Raw genomic sequence first — 17,592 nt, forward strand, 5'->3', positions numbered from 1 at the left:
ATACTCTCAAGGTTTGCGCTTTTTAGGACCGTGGTTCAGAATATCTTCGACCGCTGCCGCATAGGCTATCCGCTCGGCATCCGTCATCCTGCTTACTGCTGAAATCCAGGCCGCCTGTGCGCGCTGCTGAACCAAAACCGTGATCTCAGCTTGTTGGGATGCGGCGTCCTGCAAAGCTGCTACATCAAAGGGTGATGCCCGTAACGTGGCCAGAACCGCATCAAACAAGGCGCGGCGCTCAACGCGGGACGGGACGGATGCATCGTGTGATTCCTTCATTTCACGACGGATATCGCGGCGGTCCTCACGCGGCAAAGCCATCATGTAAGGCGCCCCGAAGGCCCCCAGACCGGGACCTCTTTGCCCCTTTACCCCTTCCGTGCCATCACGCAAAAACGCGCCGACAAAAAAACCCGCGACGGCGAGGTTTAATGCCAGCGACACGCCGAGCAAGATTTTCAGCCATGCTGTGTTACCCATTTTGGTTTCCGCCTTATCTTTATCCACGCGCTAAATCTCCCCAAGGTCCCAACCGAATCCGGACAATTCGGCAGCCTCTTCCAGCTCGGTAAAACTGTCATTCCAGAAAACTGTTTCGATCGGGTCAAACAGGCCCACGGGTGGATCAATGCCAACCCAGAAACCAAGACTGCAGGCAACGGCCAGGCCGCCCAGCATAGGCCATAAATTGAGATCATCCGACAATTGCCGGAAAAAACCTCTCCTTGCAGGCTTTGTGCGTGCCTGCTGAATACGGTCTGCATCCAACAACACGCGTGCCATCAACGCATGCGGCGGCGTATGCTCTTCGGATTGTGCGGCAGCCAGAAGTTGGTCAACTTCTTTCATCCTCTGTTCGTCATTCCTGGTCATCGACATACCCAAGTTCTGCACGGTGCCCCCTCAGGCGCACCGTTAGTTCCCGTTTTCCACGCGCGGTCAAACTTTCAACCGCGCGTGGGCTGATCTCCATGATCTGTGCAATCTCTGTATTTCCCAGTCCTTCAAGATGGCGCAACACGACGGCCTCGCGTTGACGGGCTGGCAACTGGTTCAATGCAGACTGCAACGCCTCTGTCCGTGTCTTTTGCTGGATTTGATGCGTAGCACTGGCCCGTGCATCAGCAGGTTCGGCAATTTCATCCAAGCCCACGGAACGCCGCCTTCGCAAAACATCCGTACACAGGTTTGCGGTCACGCGATACAGCCACGTCGATACCTGTGCCTCACCACTGCGCCAGACGGCCGCAATTTTCCAAAGCCGCAACATCGCTTCTTGCGCGACGTCCTGCGCCTCTGCTTCATCATTCAAGAGCCGCTTTGCGTGTCCGTACACCTGTGGCAGAAACCGTTTCGTCAGCGCCTGAGCCGCCAACGGATCACCGTCTGCATAGCGGCGCAGCAACTGTTCGGCCTCGGTATTTGAGTGATCACTCAAGGTTACATCCATGCAATTGAAGTAATGCGCCACACCGGACACTGGGTGCGGCGCACTACTTGCTGACGATCATGATGACCGCCAAAGGCCCATCATTCGTCCACAGGGCGCCGTTTGACCATCCGGTCTTGCGCGGCTTCAAACTCGCTTTGCGAAATCACACCATCACCGTCACGGTCAACTCTGTCAAAACGACGCGTCGCACGTTGTCCACCCAGCATTTCTTCTTGCGACAATGCGCCATCCTCATTTGTGTCTAACTGTGACATCATGCGTTCTGCGCGTGCTTTTGCGCGCTCCGCTCCTTGTGCTTCCAGCTCCTCAAGACTGAGCTGCCCATCCCCATTCGTATCTGCACGCAACAAATGAGAAGCACGGCTCGCCTGCATCTCTGCGCGTGATATCTCACCGTTTTGGTCTGCATCAAGGCTTTCAAAAGTCACCGGGCTGCGATCATGCCCAGATTTTGCCACTGCCATGCCAGACGCCAGAACAATCGCGCACAGCGCAACACCTGCTGTAGATGTGAGTCGTTTCATTGTCATCTCCTGTTTATTTTCGACGCGTCAGCGCTCTTTTTTTGTACCGACACTTACTCAAACGCAGCACCTGCATGTTTCCGTCGCAAATTTACATTCTTTTTCGCGACATCCCGCCGCAGTGACCGTAGACCATCTTTCAATCGACACATTGAGGGCGCACAAGTCAGAACTTGTAAAACCCGCAGGCACGTCGATGAACGATATGAACAGAGTGACAGATCAACACGCAAGTTTCGAAAACAGCGATGCCGCGCCTGAACAGGAACGCGACACAAAGCGCTCCATGCTGCGCGGGTGGCGCCGTAAATGTCCCCACTGTGGCAGTGGTCCACTGATGAAATCGTACCTCAAAGTAAATGATGTGTGTTCCGTCTGCCGTGAGGAACTCTACCACCATCGCGCAGATGATGGCCCGGCCTACCTTACGATCCTATTCGTGGGCCACCTGATGGCACCGCTTTTGCACGTTGCCTTTGTGACATGGCGCCCCGAACCTCTGACGCTTTTTACCATATTCGCGGTTGGATGTGTGGCGCTGTCGCTGTATTTGTTACCCCGGCTGAAAGGTGCCATTGTCGGGTACCAATGGGCCCGTGGTATGGGTGGCTTTGGCGCCTAGGCCGTTTCTGAACGCCGACGATCGTCAACAAGGGGGCACGCTCAGTGACTGAACACCCGCCCATAGACAAAACAGCCGTGCGCAACGCTTCAACGGTTATCGTTTTACGCGACCGCGAAACGACGCCGCGCGTGCTGATGGGGCAACGCGGGGCAAAAGCCGCATTCATGCCGAACAAGTTTGTCTTTCCCGGGGGGGCCGTGGATCACACTGATGGCGATATCCACCTGAAAGCGCGACCTCCAAGCCCCTGCCTTGATCGACTGCAAGATGACGCACCCGCCGGGTTGGCGCATGCCTTGGCCGTAGCCGCCATCCGTGAGCTATGGGAAGAAACCGGGCTTGTGCTCGGCACGCCCGGCACATGGGCATCGACACCACATGAGGATTGGCGGGATTTCGCGGCCACAGGTTTTATACCTGACGCGCGCGCGCTGCAGTTCGTATTTCGTGCGATCACGCCCCCGGGACGGCCCCGACGTTTTGATGCGCGTTTTTTTCTCGTCGATGCGGCGTCAGTTGTCAGCGACCTGGACGATTTTTCCGCCGCATCCGATGAATTGTCTCACCTGCAATGGGTGAGCCTTGAAGACGCGCGCAGCTTTGACATGCCGTTCATAACTGAAGTCGTTCTGTCTGAGATACAAGCGCGCGTGGACCAACCTTCCCCGCCGGACAGCGTTCCCTTTTTCAAAAACAACGATGAAGAGAGCCTGTTTCTGCGCCTGCAAGGCAACAGGGATGCGATAACGCAGCCTAGGTGACCAGGATCAACAAGACGATAGACGCGCAAAGCACGGCGATCCCGGTCAGTTCACGCCAGGAAACACGCTCGGAAAAGAAAAGAATGGACACCAGCAGGCTCAGAACCAGTTCCACCTGACCGACGGCTTTGACATAAGCTGCAGTTTGCAGCGTAAAGGCCAAAAACCAGCAAAATGAACCGCCCAAGGATAACAATCCAATCCAAACCGCGACCCGACGGACCCGCCAAACGGCGGAAATCTGTGCTCTGTCCTGCCACCAAAGCCACATCCCCATGCCAATCATCTGCATCGTCGTCACAGCACCAAGGGTGACACCGGCGCGAACAATCGGGTCTGCCACCGCGATCTCAAGGGACGCACCCCGATAACTTACCGCAGAAACCGCAAACAACGCACCGGCACTCAGCCCCAAAGCCACGCCTTTGTTCCACATCTGTCCCAAACCCCACCCGGCAACATCCGGTGGTTTGGACAACAGCAGCACCCCGACAAGGCCGAGGGCAATGGCCCCAAAGGCCGCTAGGCTGACACCTTCCCCCAGCAAAATCAGCCCCACAGCGACGGACAAGATGACCTCGGTCTTCTTGAAAGTGATTCCGACCGCAAAGTTCCGTGTTTTAAACAGTGTCACAACGCAGATCGTTGCAAGCACTTGCGCCAAGCCGCCCATGACCGAATAAGCCCAGAAATCGACGGACGGAAACGCAACCTGCGCACCGCTGACTTTTACATACCCCGCCATCGCAACAACAATGATTGGCGCTGAGTAGACAAAGCGCGCAAAAGTGGCCCCTGTCGGGGTGAGTAGTGCTGTCGAAAGAACCTTTTGCAGCAAGAACCGCACCGTCTGAAATCCCGCCGCGGCGAAAGAGACCAAAATCCACAATTCGGATTGGAACAGGTTCATGCTGCCTCATCCCTCAAAACCCTGTCTCCCAACTCAGCCGCGATGCAGAAAAAAAATGTAATGCGAGCGCCAGCTCGCTCCGCCGGATCACAGCGCTTTGTTTCAGCGCGGCGGTGATGAAACAATTGCGCGCCCCGCCCCTTCCGGACGTGGCCGCTCGCCATGTGCCTCAACCCATTCTTTCAACGCGCTATCCACGGCGGGACTTGCAGGCGAAGGTTTTCGCGTCTTGAGATCCACATGCAACAGAAAATGCTCCCCCGTGGCGATCATCTTCTCGGCCACATACATCTCATGCCACAAATGCAGTTTCTTGCCGCCACCGCCTAACGCAGTTGTCTCAATCCGAATGATCTGGCCTGCATTGACCTCATCCAGATGTCGAATATGCGTCTCCGCGGTGAAATAGCTGCCACCTGCTGCAATATAGGCGGCATCACACCCAATTATGGCCATGAACTGATCCGTCGCATCCGCAAATGCCTGCAAATACCGCGCCTCGTTCATGTGCCCGTTGTAGTCGGTCCAGTCCAGCGGCACCACGCGGTTTCCGGTCACAACGGGTGCCGTGTGATCCACAGGCTGCGCCTCTGTACCAGACTCGCGCAAATGATCTTCGTGTTTCGTCAGCAACGCGCCGACACCCCAATCTTGGGTTTTGAGCGCGCGCATCATAGCAACCAAATTGTTGTCCCTGATCTGTTCCAGCTCAGTGATCGTGTAAGCGCCGGACTGATCATCAGACTGCCCGGCGATAAGATCAACGAGATCATCGTCGAAGTCCGGCACATCCATCAGCTTGGTCCAGGGCCATTTAAGCGCGGGTCCGAACTGGGCCATGAAGTGCTTCATACCAGCCTCGCCGCCGGCAACCCTATAGGTTTCGAACAGTCCCATCTGCGCCCAGCGTATCCCAAACCCGTAGCGGATCGCGTCGTCAATTTCCTCGGTCGTGGCGATCCCGTCTTTCACCAGCCAGAGTGCCTCGCGCCAGACCGCTTCCAGAAAACGATCTGCCACATGCGCGTCAATTTCTTTTTTCAGATGCAGCGGATACATACCCACACCCTGTAAAAGAGTTTTGACGACATCAATTCGTTCGGAGCCGTTTTGCGGCGTCGTGACGACTTCGACCAAGGGCAAAAGATACACCGGGTTGAACGGATGGCAGACCATGATCTGCTCTGGTCGTGCGGCTCCTGCTTGCAACTCGGAGGGTTTAAATCCTGATGTCGACGAGCCGATAACGGCCTCTGGGCGGCATACCTGCTGTATTGCCGCCATTGTTTTATGTTTGATTTCAAGCCGTTCAGGCACGCTTTCCTGTATCCAGTCTGCGTGCTCTACAGCGCCTTGAAGCGTGGTACAGAATTGCAAACGTCCTTCCGCTGGAAGCGCCACATCCGTAAGCCCCGGCAGGCTGCGCCGGGCATTGGCAAGCACTTGTCCTAGTTTGCGCTCCGCCTCAGGGTCCGGATCAAACACATGGACATCCCAGCCGTTCAACAAAAAGCGCGCGGCCCAACCGCCGCCAATCACACCACCACCGATGATGGCTGCTGTATGTGTCACAAAGCTGTCCTTTCCAATGCGCTGACGTCCCATCCGTAAAACGACAAAATATCGCGCGCGGCCTTTGCACGATCAGGCGGCACGATACCGTCCCGATCAAGTATCGCGCCAAAGCTGCCTGAAACCGTTCCGATGGCCGCCGTTTCAAAGTCTTCATCCACCCACATAACCACAAGTGTTTCGCGCGCGGTGCTGTCAGGGATCAATTCGCCCTGTACGCCGGGGCTATAGTCTCCGGCCAGAGCCTGTGCAGCAGATCCCGACATGCGCAGCGATCCGTCCACTTGTTCAAAGACGACAGTGCCCGCCTGTGCCGGACCAAAAGCTTCCCAAAGGGTCCATGATCCGGAAAAAAGTGCAGCGTCAAAGCGCGCTGTCACCCCAATCGGGGCTGTGGTGTCCCGGTACGGTCCCTCGGATTGAACCGCGCAGGACGCAAGCAAGGGGGATGCAATCAGCGCCAACAGGACCTTGCGCGCAAAGATCATTCGCGTGGCGCGCGTTTTTCGAGACCAAGTTGTGCGCGCACGTCGGCAGGGCCGATGACGCGCGCCCCCATATTTTCAATAATGCTGTGCGCACGTTCCACCAGTTGCCAGTTCTCGGCCAGCACCCCTTTTTCAAGCCAGAGGTTGTCTTCCAGTCCAACCCGCACATTTCCACCAGCCAGCACGGCTGCGGCGACATAGGCCATTTGATTGCGCCCAAGACCAAAGGCCGAAAACGTCCAATCGGGTGGTACGTTATTCACCATCGCCATGAATGTGTTCAGATCATCCGGCGCGCCCCAAGGCACGCCCATGCAAAGCTGAACCAACGCCGGACTATCCAGAACACCATCCGCAACCAGTTGTTTTGCATACCAAAGATGCCCGGTGTCAAAGGCTTCGATCTCTGGTTTGACGCCCATCTCGGTCATCATGCGACCCATCGCCGTGAGCATACCCGGTGTGTTTGTCATGACGTAATCAGATTCAGCAAAGTTCATCGTGCCGCAATCCAGAGTACATATCTCCGGCAGACAGGCAGCGACATGTGCCACCCGCTCGGTCGCGCCGATCATGTCAGTTCCGGCATCGCTCAGGGGCAACGGGCTTTCCGTGCCCCCAAAAACCATATCGCCCCCCATACCGGCCGTGAGGTTCAGGATCACATCAACCTCAGCATCCCGAATGCGGTCCGTCACCTCGCGGTAATAGGCCAGGTCACGGCTTGGCGCGCCAGTTTCCGGATCGCGCACATGGCAATGAACAATGGCGGCCCCTGCTTTGGCCGCGTCAATGGCGCTTTCGGCAATGCTTTGTGGTGATCTTGGCACTTTCGCGCTGCGGTCTTGCGTGGCCCCTGAACCGGTCACAGCACAAGTGATAAAAACGTCTTTGTTCATGGCCAGCGGCATCTTTCATCCCTTTCTAACGCACAACACGGACAAATGAAGTGCCCGGCAAAGCCGGGATAATCCGATTCTGCCGCAAAGGATACCGCATAAATGTAAGGCTAGTAGGGCATAGGATGCGCCCGATGGGCCGCGTCAATATCCGCCACAACCTCTGCTGATAGTTCCAGATCAATCGCGCCGAGACAAACCTCCAGCTGCTCCATTGTGGTCGCGCCAAAAATGATGGAGCCCATGAAAGGTCTGGTTTTGCACCATGCCAATGCCATCTGTGTGGGATCAAGGTCGTGTTTCTGCGCGATCTCAAGATAGGCCTGAACCGCGTCAAACGCGCGATCTGTCTTGCGCCCACCAAGATTACTGCTCAGCGACATGCGCGAGTGCGCAGGCACTGCGCCATCCTGATATTTCCCGGTCAGCAATCCTGCAGCCAAGGGAGAAAACGCCAGCAGCGGCACATCTTCCTGAAGCGACATCTCGGCCATGTCGGTGTCATACAAACGGCACAGCAAGGAATATTCGTTTTGTACGGATGCAACCCGTGGTCCGCCAACACGTTCCGCCGCCTCGATCCATTTCGTGGTGCCCCACGCACTTTCGTTGCTGAGCCCAAAGGCGCGGATCGTGCCGCGTTTGACCTGCTTTTGCAGCGCCTCCAATGCGTCTTCCATGTGGTGTTTGGTGTCCAGCATCAATTGCGACGAAGGGTCATAGGTCCAGTTCTTGCGAAACATATAGCTGCCACGGTTCGGCCAGTGAAACTGGTAGAGATCAATGTAATCGGTTTTCAGGCGGCGCAGCGCCCCCTCAATCGCTTCGGCAATTGTCGCGGATGAAATGGGCGCGCCGTCCCGAACAGCTGCCAACCCCTCGCCCGAGTGTTTGGTGGCAAGGATCACATCCTCGCGCCGCTCATCGCGTTCAAACCACAATCCGATGATGCGTTCCGTCCGCCCGATTGTCTCTTCCGAGACCGGGTTCACCGGGTACATTTCGGCAGTGTCGATAAAATTGATGCCCGCGTCCAACGCACGGTCAATCTGGTCATGCGCCTCGTTTGTGTTGGTTTGCGTCCCCCAAGTCATGGACCCCAAACAAAATTCCGATACTTCAATTCTGGAGTGCCCCAGTGACTTCATCTTCATCGTGTATTTCCTTTTCCTGCTCGCCTCACAGTAATCAGGGCTGCGATTACCGCAAGTAGGTTTACAAGGTCTCTAAATGAGCCGGGTTTCTTGCGTTTTGGCAAATTTAGCGTTGAGAACAAAAATAGAACACTATACATTTTGGTATGGCGATCTCTCATCCTCTTCTGGCGCGCCGTCCGGCATATACAGCCCCGGCGTTAGCGTTTATCCCCGATGCACCGGAAATGGCTCTGGTGCAGGGGCGCGTGCATGAGGTCAGTGGCCCTGCGCGACGCAGTTTTGCGATGTGGCTGGCCGCGCAAACAGAGGGCCCGGTGCTTTGGATCGCCCCGGCCTGGGGTCAGGAAAAGTTGAACAGTGATGGTGTTTGTGCCTGGATAAACCCTGCACGCCTTATTTTTGTATCCCCAAAACGCACAGAAGACCTGCTGTGGACGATGGAGGAGGTTTTGCGCTCGGGCGCTGTCACCTTGAGCATTGTGGATCTGCCCGACCTGCCCAATCTGACGCAGGTCAGACGTATGCATCTGGCCGCAGAAACAGGCAGCAAAATTGCTACGGGATCTTCATCCGGGCTGCTGATGACTCCGGGACAAGGTGGTGCAGCGGGTGTTGAAACACGCTGGCATCTGAACCCGCAGCACGCAAGCGAGTATGAATGCTGGCGGCTGGAAAGGCTACGGGCCCGCGCGGCCCCTCCCAAAGACTGGACGGTCCGTAAATCGAAAGACGCAGGAACGCTCTCTATCAAGAGACCGTGAATTTCGAGACAGCTGAGCAAACTGCCCTATCTCATATACCAACAGGAGCAGCGCCGTATGACCTCACCAATTACACGACGATTGCTGATCGCCAGTGCGCTGAGCGCTTTTGCAACCGTGGGGCACACCAGCAGCCAGAGCTATGAACTGGTTGCGCAAGGCTCCCGCGTTGCCTTCATCTTTACGGCCAATGGCGCGAGCCAATCCGGCACCGTTCCCGTTCAACAGGCAGACATATTGGTCGACCGTCGAGATCTCTCCAATTCCACAGCGCGGGTGACTGCTGACATTCGCGAGATCCGCTCGGGGCTTGTGTTCATCACGCAGGCGATAAAAAGCCGTGAATTACTGGATGCCGCCACCCATCCTCTGGTGACCTTCGAATCGACGCGCATCCGACTAGGCGCCAAGGGTCGCATTTCCGAAGGTGCGCAGATTGAAGGCCAGCTTACGCTGCGCGGTGTCACGCGACCGATAACTCTGGACGCCGTCTTAAGCCGCCCCGCAGGAACGCCCCCTGATGATCTCTCCGTGCTCTTTATTCAACTAGACGGACAGCTTAGCCGCTCGGCTTATGGCGCCAGCGGATACCCCGATCTCGCAGATGACATTGTGCGGCTGGACATCCGCGCAGAAATCCGTGCCCGTGCATAAAAACGACGCCATTTGTCGAATAAGCGCAAGGTGGCATCGCGCAAGAGCGTAAGTTGCAGGTGTTATGCGCCTCCTGATTTCTTTTGCCGCTCTGTTTCTGTCCGTACTCCTGCTGCAGCTTTCGTCCGGCGGTGTTGGGCCGCTTGACGCGCTCTCAGGGTTGACCCTCGACTTTTCGAAACAGCAGATTGGTTTGCTGGGGTCCGCTCATTTTCTGGGTTTCTTTATCGGATGCTGGTGGGCCCCGCGTCTGATGGGCAGCGTCGGTCATTCCCGCGCTTTCGCCGCCTTCACGGCTGCGGGTGCCATTGGCCTGATGAGCCATATGCTTGTGGTCGATCCCTATGCCTGGGCCTTGATGCGCATCGCCTCGGGCATGTGTGTCGCCGGATGCTACACCGTAATCGAAGCATGGCTGCAAGCGAAGGTCACCAACCAAACCCGCGGGCGCGCAATGGGCGTCTACCGCATTGTCGATATGACAGGATCGCTCGCCGCCCAGATGGTCATCAGCGTGCTGGAGCCTGCATCCTATGTCTCTTACAATATTCTGGCGATCATTTGCTGTGCCGCCCTTTTGCCCATCACCCTGTCCACCGTAAAGCAGCCCGAGACACCCGGCTCCCCCCGGTTGCGCCCCAGACTTGCGTGGGATCGATCCCCCCTGGCGGCAGCAGCCGTCATCGTCGCGGCCTTGTCCAGCGCCTCGTTTCGAATGGTCGGTCCCGTTTATGGACAACAAGTTGGCTTAAACACTGAACAAATCGCCTACTTTCTTTCAGCCTTTGTGCTTGGCGGCGCTTTGGCGCAATATCCTATGGGTTGGCTGGCCGATAAATATGACCGGCGCTGGGTCCTGATCTGGCTTTCCATCGCCGCCATTGCCAGCTCTGCCGTCACCATCAGCTCTGCCGGTCTCGGCACCATCGGCATTATGCTCGCGGCGGGTTTGTTTGGATTGACAACATTTCCGATATACTCCGTTGCCGCTGCACATGCGCATGATTTTGCAACTGACGATGAACGGGTGGAACTGTCCGCTGCCTTGATGTTTTACTTTGCCCTCGGCGCAATTGCGGCCCCCTATCTCGCCTCCCTGCTGATCGAAAGCTATGGGCCCGGCGCGCTGTTCATGATGATCGCTGCCGGGCATGTTTTGCTTGTCGTGTTCGGTCTGACCCGCATGCGCGCACGCCCATCCCCCTTGGACAGAACCCGTTATACCTACGCACCGCGGACATCGTTCTTGATCGGCAGGCTCACCGGGAAAAGCCGCAAACGTGACAAAGACAGTTAATTTCGCCGTAGCCCTCGCGGATCACCTGAGGTAGACCGGGTGCCAGAAATCAGCCTACGGAGCCATGTTTTGGAACGTCACCTCATCACTTCCGCGATTCCTTATATCAATGGTATCAAACACTTGGGAAATCTGGTTGGCAGCCAGCTGCCTGCTGACCTATATGCACGGTATCTGCGCGCACGTGGGCACGAGGTTCTATTCCTATGTGCAACCGACGAACACGGCACGCCTGCCGAATTGGCAGCGGCCAAAGCTGGCAAGCCTGTGGACCAATACTGCGCGGAAATGCATGCTATTCAATCTGAGATCGCCAAGGGGTTCCAGCTGTCGTTCGATCATTTCGGACGCTCCTCAAGCCCGCAAAACCACGCGTTGACACAACATTTCGCAGGCAAGCTCGATGCTGCAAACCTGATCGATGAGGTAATCGAAAAGCAGGTGTATTCACATGCTGATGGTCGGTTTTTACCGGACCGCTATATCGAGGGAACCTGCCCCAACTGTGGTTATGATAAGGCGCGCGGTGATCAATGTGAGAATTGCACCAAACAATTGGACCCAACTGATCTGATAGAACCACGCTCGGCCATATCGGGATCTACAGACCTCGAAGTGCGTGAAACAAAGCACCTTTATCTCAAGCAGTCGGTTCTCAAAGACCAGCTGGATGCCTGGATTGACAGCAAAACGGATTGGCCGATTCTCACGACTTCGATAGCGAAAAAATGGCTCCATGACGGCGATGGTTTGCGCGACCGTGGCATCACAAGAGACCTTGATTGGGGCATCCCCGTCAAGAAGGGCACGCAGGACTGGCCGGGCATGGAAGGCAAAGTGTTCTATGTTTGGTTTGATGCGCCGATCGAATATATAGCCTGTGCGTCGGAATGGGCTGAGGCAAATAGCCTCGAACCGTCAGATTGGGAAAGGTGGTGGCGCACGGACAAAGGCGCCGAAGACGTGCGCTATACGCAATTTATGGGCAAAGACAATGTGCCCTTTCATACGTTGAGCTTTCCTGCGACCCTTCTTGGCTCAGGCGAGCCATGGAAAATGGTCGATCACCTCAAGTCTTTCAATTATCTGAATTATGACGGTGGACAGTTTTCGACCTCGCAGGGCCGCGGCATTTTCATGGATCAGGCTTTGGACATTTTGCCGGCTGATTATTGGCGCTGGTGGCTGCTCAGCCACGCGCCGGAAAACAGCGACGCGGAGTTTACCTGGGAAAACTTCCAAACATCCGTAAACAAGGATCTCGCGGACGTTTTGGGCAATTTCGTGAGCCGGATCACAAAGTTCTGTTCTGCCAAATTCGGAGATCAGGTTCCTGCTGGCGGTCATTACGGGCCGACGGAATTGGACCTGCTGAACAGGCTTGATGAGAGCCTGGCCCGCTACCAAGACAACATGAGCGCTATGGAAGTTCGAAAATCGGCACAGGAGCTTCGCGCCATATGGGCCAGCGGAAACGAATACCTGCAAACGGTTGCCCCTTGGACAGTTTTCAAAACGGACCCTGAAACCGCAGCAATGCAAACCAGATTGGGACTAAATCTGGCTCTGTTGTTTGGCGTTTTATCCTCGCCATTCGTGCCCGAGGCGTCTGAGAAAATACTGAACTGCCTTGGGCACCCCGCCGCGCCTTGGCCGAACAAATGTGAGGACTTCCTCATCAACTTGACAGCAGGTGAAGCATTCGAGGTTCCCGAAGTGCTCTTTGCAAAGATAACGGATGAAGACTGCGCGCGATATAGTGAGCAATTTTCAGGCAAGAGAAACTGAAAAAGCCATCAGAACCACATTGAATTGACAACGGTGAACAGAATCCTGCGCAGCTAAGCCACGCGAAGATGGCTTACCGTTCGTTTAACTGAGGCTGCAAGTGCGTCATCCTGCGCACATCCGGCAGCATCAGTTTGAACGATGCAAGCTTTGCACTTCAACTGTTCAAGATTAACCGCAACAATACTCACGACAATGCGGCACTGGCAGGTGGACATGATACATCAACATGACCCCATGATCGCCGTTCTTAAAATAAGGATCATGGGGTTCGGCTCAATGTCTACTAGTTCAATGACAGATGCTCATCGACTCCATCAAAACTCTTCCCAACCTTTATCAAGTTCCTGCATCGGATTCTGATCAACAGCCAAGGCCGCATTGCCGTCCGACATGGGTCTTGATTGTGCAGCGCGCTCTACCTTCGCTGGTTTTGGCTCCGCGTTTCCTTGTACTGGTTGGCTGTTGTTGCCAAGTTCAAATTTGGTGACTGCAGAGACAAGTGCGTCTGCTTCACTGGTCAGAGCGTGGCTGGCAGCCGTTGTCTCTTCGAACATTGCTGCATTCTGCTGGGTCACGTGGTCCAAGTCATTGACCGCGGAATTGATTTCATTCAATCCAACAGACTGTTCTTTTGACGATGAAGCAATTCCGGATACCCGCTGCGAAATCTCTGCTACGGAACTGACAATTGCGCCCAAAGCATCGCCAGTTTTATCAACGAGATCGACACCCAGCTTTACTTGCTCACCTGAGTCCGTGATTAAAGTGTTGATCTCACGAGCGGCGTCAGAAGACCTTTGAGCAAGCGCACGAACCTCAGTTGCAACGACCGCAAAACCCCGTCCCGCTTCCCCCGCGCGCGCGGCCTCCACGCCGGCATTGAGGGCCAAAAGATTTGTCTGGAAGGCAATATCATCAATAACCGAAGTGATTTTGGAAATCTCTTCTGACGAATTTTTGATACCGTTCATGGCGATAACGGTTTGGCGCGATATTTCGCCTCCAGTTTCTGCGTTTGTTTGAGCTTCGGCAGACATCCTTGATGCTTCATCAGCGCCTTGAGCAGCAGAGCGCACAGAGCTTGTAAGTTCGTCAAGCGCGGCTGCCGTTTCTTCAAGGGTTGCGGCCTGCTTTTCTGTTCGGCGGGATAGATCATCCGCTGCGCTTGTAATTTCCTGAGCTTCATTTCTGATCGAGTCGGCGTTTTGTGTGACGGCTGCTACGGCACTGCGCAGCGACTCCACGGCCAAGTTGAAATCTCGGCGAAGGCTCTCATAATCTGGTGGGAACGTAGCAGTAATCTCCTTTGACAGATCACCGTCAGCCAAACCCTTCAGCGCGACACCCAAAGCGTCCACGACGTCCGCTTGCTGTTCTGAAATCCGCAGACGTTCTTCTTCAGCTTCACGGATCAAAGCAGCGTTTTCCGAAACATCCGTTCCCAGAAAAATAACCCGCTCAACAGAGCCTTCGGGGTTCAAAACTGCTGCAAAGCTGCCATCCACCTGCTTGTCCGGTTCGCCCCCGGACGCCGATAGCTTGAATTGCCCAAAGAGCGACTCTCCTCGCAAAACGACCTCAAGCATTTGTGCGCCAGTCAGAGAAGCCTCGGCATCAGACGCAAAGAACTCACCAAACGCTTTGTGCATCAGCGCGTCAGCATTTGCCCCAACAAGGGTCTCGACGTTTGCATTTGCACCCACAACCTGGCCCTTGGCGTTGAATTCCACGCGAAGCTGGTTTCCGTCGATCGCATCAAGAACTGCTGCATTCCGGACGGCTGTCGTGCGGTCGCTCCATTGGATAACGGCACCAATCATATTGCCTTGCTCATCAAGGGCAGCATTGAGGGACAATTCCACCAGATGATCGCCAATTTTTACAATTTCCGACAAGGGAAATGCCGATCGTCCGGATGCCATAACCTGATCAGTAATTGGCTTGAGAGGTGCAAAATCTGTCAAATTCGATCCAAGTGCCGCGCCAGCACTGAAACCAGTCCAGACCTTTGAAAGGTCCGCATCCAATACGTCAAGCAACGCTTCGCAGCTCGGATTGATAAAGATCACCGATAGCTTGTCGTCCGCCATCATCATCGGCGCACTCGATCCACCGAAAGCAGCACTTTTGAAGGCGCTTTCTAGTTCTGCCGCCTTCGCCTCTGAAAGCGACATGCGAAAGCTGTCCAAGCGACGTGAAATCTTGCCAATCTCATCTCCGCGTCTGGTAAAAGGCACCTCATCGTCATAATTTCCATCGGCGATATTGGTCATCGCGCCCTCAATCCGAGAGAGTGGGTTTGACATTTGCGTGCGCAAAAACAAGCCGGACAAGATCAAACCGACAAGCATTGCCACAGATCCCAGCATAAGATTCTTATTCTGTGTCAAACGCAGAAGAGCCAACTGATGTGTCTCGTCCCAATGGGTGACAACTACACCCGCCAGAGCGTTATCGTCACCGAAAAATACCGGAACCGCTTTGGTAAAACCATCCGGCGAGGCCACGCGCTCACCCTCGGCAATGACCTGAGACATCAGGACTTCTATCATTGCTGCATCATGCGTGCCTGGCAAACTGTCGTAGAGCACATCCCCGTTGGCCGTAACGACGCGGGCGCCTGTTGCATCGGGGCTGGCAGCTTCGATAACACCCGTTACAATTTCGCTGATCGCGTCGGAATTGCCGAATTTGATTGCACCGCCCAATTGTGTGGACATCAAACCCGTGACTTCGGAAGCCCGTTCGCCCAACGCTTTTTCGGTCAGCTTTGTCTTGCTTCGCGCTTCATTCACGGAGATGGTGGCAACCACCCCCAAAACGCATAAAATGACCATGAACGTACATTTGACAAACAGAGTATTAAGTGGATTTCCGTGGGTATTCAGACGTTTAATAAATGGCATTATGCAACCCCAGTAAAAGCAGTGTACCGAACAGCAGAGGTGTTCACCCTCTGTCCCTTTCGAGAAACAATTACATCACAGGTGTTACAGAGCACTTAACAGGGACGGGAAACTGAGCTGCGCGAACGTCAGAATTCAAAATCGCTCAGACGCTGAAACAATCCGCTAAATCACACAGGAACAGCGCAATGATTTTTAGGTATCTCGTGACGCTTTTGAAAGCCCACGCGGGACGGCAACAGGGTGTAGCCTACCGCAGTGAAAAACAATGAAGCTGTGATAAACAACGTGTTTTCGGGCGCACCATCCCCAACATGAACGTCACTCGACGTTCTTCCATATGCAGAGCGGCCGCTCACCATAGAGACAACGGATAGTACACGTCACAGTTCATGCGTTTTCAGAAGCAATTCCAAGGCTTTGGTGCGGGCGGTGGGACTCGAACCCACACGGGCATACGCCCTTCAGATTTTAAGTCTGATATGTCTACCATTCCATCACGCCCGCATGGCGCCGCGCGGCCTGATCAGGCGCGCGACATCTTCGTAGCGCCCCATGACATCAAAAACAACGCGCTTTCAGGCGCATCCAAGGAAAAATTTCCGGAGGCTTATGGTAAAGCCTCTGTCTGCAGATGCCGCACCATGGCAGGGTGTCAGATATCTTGACCACGCGGTGCAAGCGGTGCCCCCTTGTTGAGCAAGGCACGCTCGGACAGCCAGGGATTGTTTTCCAGCGCTTCGCGTAGTTGCACGCGCGCTTCGTCAATTCGACCAAGGTTCATAAGCGTCAGCGCCCGCCCGGATTGCGCACCCACATGTTTCGAAGACCGCGCCAATGCCGCATCCAGATCCACCAAGGCTGCTTCATAATCCTGCCGCAAAAACTGAATGAAGGCCCTTTGATTGTAGCCTTCCGCGTAATCAGGGCAGTAGTCGATCAGTTTTGAGAAGGTATCCGTCGCTGCGAGGAAGTCATAGCTGGTGCGGGCACGCATGCCGGTGTCCAACAATTCCTGCGCTGGCTCATCAGGTGCGACAAGCCACAGCTGCCACATCTTATCGGAGACTTCACGCCCTGCCATTTCGGTCTGCGCGGCACGGGCCTCGGACACCAGCTGGTCAAGACGCGCGGTGATATCCGCTGACGGCGGACATTGTGCGTAAGCGGGTACGGTGAACAAGCAAAAGGCGATAATTTTCAGTCTCATGCCCTTCAGAATGGCCTGACGCTGCCCGGGGTCAACCCTTTTCCGCCAACATTGTCTCTTTCACGGCCTGCATTGCCACATAGGTAGAGGTGTTTTCGACATGCGGCAGTTCCGAGATCGTCTCCCCCAGAAAACGGCGGTAATCTGACATGTCGCGCGTGCGCACCTTGAGCAAATAGTCAAAATTCCCAGCAATCATATGGGCTTGCTCGATCTGAGGCACGCGTGCAATCGCCAGATTGAATGCGTTCAACGCGGCCTCGCGTGTATCGCTCAACCGCACCTCAACAAAGGCGACATGATCCAGCCCCAAACGGATCGGGTCCAGCAGCGCCCGATAGCCAATCACAACACCGCTTTGCTCAAGCCGCCGCAGACGCGCTTGCGTGGGCGATTTGGACAACCCGATCCGCTTGGACAGGTCCGTGATGCTGATCCGGCCGTCTTCGGCTAATACAGACAGGATCGCACGGTCAAAGCGGTCGATATCCATCTGCTCGTTTGTCCCGTCACTTGGCAAAAATTCCATCTTTTTTCTCATACTGACCATCTGAAAAGGCAATATGACTTATCAAAGGATGGTA

At 55.2% G+C, this 17,592-nt stretch carries 18 protein-coding genes and 1 tRNA gene; 6 read left to right on the forward strand and 13 right to left on the reverse strand.

What is annotated here, in order from left to right; all coding sequences use genetic code 11:
- Positions 1–6: 6 nt before the first annotated feature.
- The 4 genes from K5Q35_RS04745 to K5Q35_RS04760 all read right to left on the reverse strand — a co-directional run bounded on the left by K5Q35_RS04745 (position 7) and on the right by K5Q35_RS04760 (position 1,977).
- Positions 7–507: a periplasmic heavy metal sensor gene (locus tag K5Q35_RS04745; protein WP_220798612.1), complete on the reverse strand. Its 501-nt coding sequence runs from the start codon at positions 505–507 to the stop codon at positions 7–9.
- Positions 508–510: 3 nt separating this feature from the next.
- On the reverse strand, positions 511–849 hold the full coding sequence (locus K5Q35_RS04750; RefSeq protein ID WP_220798613.1) for a hypothetical protein: 339 nt from the start codon (positions 847–849) through the stop codon (positions 511–513).
- A 10-nt stretch (positions 850–859) separates the two neighbouring features.
- Positions 860–1,450: a sigma-70 family RNA polymerase sigma factor gene (locus K5Q35_RS04755; RefSeq protein ID WP_220798614.1), complete on the reverse strand. Its 591-nt coding sequence runs from the start codon at positions 1,448–1,450 to the stop codon at positions 860–862.
- 80 nt (positions 1,451–1,530) lie between these two features.
- Positions 1,531–1,977, reverse strand: a complete 447-nt coding sequence (locus K5Q35_RS04760; RefSeq protein ID WP_220798615.1) for an EF-hand domain-containing protein — start codon at positions 1,975–1,977, stop codon at positions 1,531–1,533.
- A 205-nt stretch (positions 1,978–2,182) separates the two neighbouring features.
- Here K5Q35_RS04760 and K5Q35_RS04765 point away from each other — a divergent pair, with 205 nt between their 5' ends.
- Both K5Q35_RS04765 and K5Q35_RS04770 read left to right on the forward strand, forming a co-directional pair.
- The gene (locus K5Q35_RS04765) at positions 2,183–2,599 is read left to right on the forward strand and encodes a DUF983 domain-containing protein (RefSeq protein WP_220798763.1); all 417 of its coding nucleotides are present in this window, start codon (positions 2,183–2,185) and stop codon (positions 2,597–2,599) included.
- 44 nt (positions 2,600–2,643) lie between these two features.
- Positions 2,644–3,363, forward strand: a complete 720-nt coding sequence (locus tag K5Q35_RS04770; RefSeq protein WP_220798616.1) for an NUDIX hydrolase — start codon at positions 2,644–2,646, stop codon at positions 3,361–3,363.
- Here the strand turns inward: K5Q35_RS04770 and K5Q35_RS04775 are convergent.
- The 5 genes from K5Q35_RS04775 to K5Q35_RS04795 form a co-directional block, all read right to left on the reverse strand.
- Positions 3,356–4,273, reverse strand: coding sequence for an EamA family transporter (locus K5Q35_RS04775; RefSeq protein ID WP_220798617.1), 918 nt, complete (start codon positions 4,271–4,273; stop codon positions 3,356–3,358). The two genes, K5Q35_RS04770 and K5Q35_RS04775, sit on opposite strands and share 8 nt — an antisense overlap.
- A gap of 102 nt (positions 4,274–4,375) precedes the next feature.
- Complete coding sequence (locus K5Q35_RS04780; protein WP_220798618.1) at positions 4,376–5,845, reverse strand: carnitine 3-dehydrogenase; 1,470 nt, start codon at positions 5,843–5,845, stop codon at positions 4,376–4,378.
- Positions 5,842–6,333, reverse strand: a complete 492-nt coding sequence (locus K5Q35_RS04785; RefSeq protein ID WP_220798619.1) for a lipocalin family protein — start codon at positions 6,331–6,333, stop codon at positions 5,842–5,844. The genes K5Q35_RS04780 and K5Q35_RS04785 overlap by 4 nt, the downstream gene beginning before the upstream one ends.
- Entirely contained in the window at positions 6,330–7,244 is a 915-nt protein-coding gene (locus K5Q35_RS04790) for a 3-keto-5-aminohexanoate cleavage protein (RefSeq protein ID WP_220798620.1), read from the reverse strand. Before K5Q35_RS04790 ends, K5Q35_RS04785 begins: the two co-directional genes overlap by 4 nt.
- 98 nt (positions 7,245–7,342) lie before the next feature.
- Positions 7,343–8,386, reverse strand: coding sequence for an aldo/keto reductase (locus tag K5Q35_RS04795; RefSeq protein WP_220798621.1), 1,044 nt, complete (start codon positions 8,384–8,386; stop codon positions 7,343–7,345).
- A 146-nt stretch (positions 8,387–8,532) separates the two neighbouring features.
- On the opposite strand from K5Q35_RS04795, the gene K5Q35_RS04800 reads away from it, so the two are divergent.
- The 4 genes from K5Q35_RS04800 to metG all read left to right on the forward strand — a co-directional run bounded on the left by K5Q35_RS04800 (position 8,533) and on the right by metG (position 12,889).
- Positions 8,533–9,150 carry an ImuA family protein gene (locus tag K5Q35_RS04800; RefSeq protein ID WP_013961949.1) on the forward strand — a complete coding sequence of 206 codons (618 nt, stop codon included), beginning with the start codon at positions 8,533–8,535 and terminating at the stop codon, positions 9,148–9,150.
- 57 nt (positions 9,151–9,207) lie between these two features.
- On the forward strand, positions 9,208–9,804 hold the full coding sequence (locus K5Q35_RS04805; protein WP_220798622.1) for a YceI family protein: 597 nt from the start codon (positions 9,208–9,210) through the stop codon (positions 9,802–9,804).
- 64 nt (positions 9,805–9,868) lie between these two features.
- A complete protein-coding gene (locus K5Q35_RS04810; protein ID WP_013961951.1) occupies positions 9,869–11,101 on the forward strand; it encodes an MFS transporter in 1,233 nt (410 codons plus the stop codon).
- Positions 11,102–11,170: 69 nt separating this feature from the next.
- Complete coding sequence (gene metG / locus K5Q35_RS04815) at positions 11,171–12,889, forward strand: methionine--tRNA ligase (protein ID WP_220798623.1); 1,719 nt, start codon at positions 11,171–11,173, stop codon at positions 12,887–12,889.
- A gap of 317 nt (positions 12,890–13,206) precedes the next feature.
- On the opposite strand, the gene K5Q35_RS04820 is transcribed toward metG, so the two are convergent.
- The 4 genes from K5Q35_RS04820 to K5Q35_RS04835 form a co-directional block, all read right to left on the reverse strand.
- Positions 13,207–15,798, reverse strand: coding sequence for a methyl-accepting chemotaxis protein (locus K5Q35_RS04820; RefSeq protein ID WP_220798624.1), 2,592 nt, complete (start codon positions 15,796–15,798; stop codon positions 13,207–13,209).
- A gap of 421 nt (positions 15,799–16,219) precedes the next feature.
- Positions 16,220–16,305, reverse strand: a tRNA-Leu gene (locus K5Q35_RS04825).
- A gap of 148 nt (positions 16,306–16,453) precedes the next feature.
- A complete protein-coding gene (locus tag K5Q35_RS04830; RefSeq protein ID WP_220798625.1) occupies positions 16,454–17,008 on the reverse strand; it encodes a tetratricopeptide repeat protein in 555 nt (184 codons plus the stop codon).
- A gap of 31 nt (positions 17,009–17,039) precedes the next feature.
- On the reverse strand, positions 17,040–17,537 hold the full coding sequence (locus K5Q35_RS04835) for an Lrp/AsnC family transcriptional regulator (protein WP_044025292.1): 498 nt from the start codon (positions 17,535–17,537) through the stop codon (positions 17,040–17,042).
- Between the last annotated feature and the right edge of the window lie 55 nt (positions 17,538–17,592).

This window comes from Roseobacter sp. OBYS 0001, assembly GCF_019654895.1.
Taxonomy (GTDB): domain Bacteria; phylum Pseudomonadota; class Alphaproteobacteria; order Rhodobacterales; family Rhodobacteraceae; genus Roseobacter; species Roseobacter litoralis.